Annotated in this window: 1 protein-coding gene; it reads left to right on the top strand. The window is 63.2% G+C overall.

Annotation, left to right across the window (positions count from 1 at the left end):
* Nucleotides 1-61 precede the first annotated feature (61 nt).
* On the top strand, nt 62-226 hold the full coding sequence (locus KVS69_RS20060; protein WP_217539980.1) for a hypothetical protein: 165 nt from the start codon (nt 62-64) through the stop codon (nt 224-226).
* The last annotated feature ends 24 nt before the right edge of the window (nt 227-250 follow it).

Genomic DNA, 250 nt, shown 5'->3' on the forward strand with positions numbered 1-250 from the left:
AGGGATCCGGCTCCTTCGTGGTGGACGGAGAAACAATCGAGCTTGAATCGAGGATGCCGTGATGAGCATTCCGGTCAGCTCCACCGGCAGAATGGCAGAGCATGAACCGCCGCCAAGACTGCCGATGCCGGCTGCGGCAGGCGTCAACCCGACCGGGGCTGCGAAATTACGCGAATATGCCGGCCTCCCCGTCCAACAGGGCGAAGGCCGTTTTCCCTCGCGCTGATTTCATCAGGCCGGCGGCGTGGTC

Source organism: Stenotrophomonas sp. GbtcB23, assembly GCF_019091045.1.
Classification (GTDB): Bacteria; Pseudomonadota; Gammaproteobacteria; order Xanthomonadales; family Xanthomonadaceae; genus Stenotrophomonas; species Stenotrophomonas rhizophila_A.